Here is a 1,376-nt window from a genome sequence, read left to right on the forward strand (position 1 = left end):
ATCTGGTTACGAAAGAAACGAGATACTCAGGCGGCGTATGCTTTCTTAAAGCGACTCCATAAACAATTTGGACAACCTAGAGTCATCGTAACAGATAAAGCACCCTCTATAGGATCTGCATTTAGAAAGTTACAGAGTAACGGTTTATATACTAAGACAGAGCATCGAACTGTGAAGTATCTTAACAATTTAATAGAACAAGACCATCGACCAATTAAGCGACGGAATAAATTTTATCGAAGTCTCCGGACTGCCTCATCCACGATTAAGGGGATGGAGACCATTCGAGGAATATATAAAAAGAACCGAAGAAATGGAACACTCTGATGTGCACCCCAAAAGTTAGACTTTTTATCCAAGTAGAAATACTTGGATTTTTTTAATTGTTTTGGTAATTCAAGCGAAATTGAATTGGACTCATCCAGTTCAATTTTTGTTTGATTCGTTTTGTATTATAGTACCTAATCCAGATTACAATAACCTGTTCAAGTTCTTCGAAAGACGAGAAGATATGTCCGTAGTAAATTTCTTGTTTAAGTAGCCCAAAGAAATTCTCCATAACTGAATTATCATGACAGTTTCCTTTACGGCTCATAGACTGAAAAATTCTATGAGATTTTAATTTAGAAACATAGTCTCTCATTTGGTATCCCCATCCTTGATCTGAGTGGAAAGTACGTCGATAAGGACAATCAGATGTCACAGATAAGGCTTGATTTAGAGCAATATCAATTGATTGATAAGAGGGGTGTTTAGAGATATGATAACTAATCACCTCGCTATTAAATAAATCAATGTAAGGATTGAGATAACACTTTTTCTGAATTCCATCTTCATAATATTTGAATTCTGTCGTATCTGTTGTGATTTTTTGATGAGGAATGGAAGTTCTGAATCGTCTGTGCAATTTATTTTTAGCTACCGTCCCTACTTTTCCTTTATATGAATTATATTTACGTGATTTGTGCCAATAAGACGTCACACGAAGCCCTAGCTTCTTCATTAAGCGCTGTACCTTCTTGTGGTTGACGTGATAGCCACGTTGCTTAAGTAATTCACTCATTGGACGATAACCTGCATTGGCATGTTCTTGACGTATTTTAAGCATTTCTTTTTCGATAAGCTCATCTTTGTTTACCCGTTCAAAACAGTTAACCCAATAATAATAAGTGGCTTTAGGGAATCCTGTAACTTTCAAGATTTCTTTGAGTTTGAAGGTTTTACGGAGACTGTAGATGAGTCTTGATTTTTGTTCATTAGAGCATTTTTCTCCAATCTCCGAAGTCCTTTTAAATAAGCTACCTCAATTTGCGCATAACGTAATTCTTGTTCAAGTTCTTTAATTCGTTGAGAATCATTTGGGTTCTGAGTCATAG

2 pseudogenes are annotated in these 1,376 nt (G+C 35.6%); one reads left to right on the forward strand and one right to left on the reverse strand.

From position 1 onward, the window contains the following. A pseudogene (locus BABA_RS24410) lies at positions 1-327 on the forward strand (IS6-like element ISS1A family transposase); the annotation flags it as partial. 52 nt (positions 328-379) lie between these two features. Here BABA_RS24410 and BABA_RS24415 read toward each other — a convergent pair. After that, positions 380-1,376: pseudogene (locus tag BABA_RS24415) on the reverse strand (IS3-like element ISLla3 family transposase); the annotation flags it as partial.

It is taken from the genome of Neobacillus bataviensis LMG 21833, assembly GCF_000307875.1.
In the GTDB taxonomy this organism is placed as follows: Bacteria; Bacillota; Bacilli; order Bacillales; family Cytobacillaceae; genus Neobacillus; species Neobacillus bataviensis.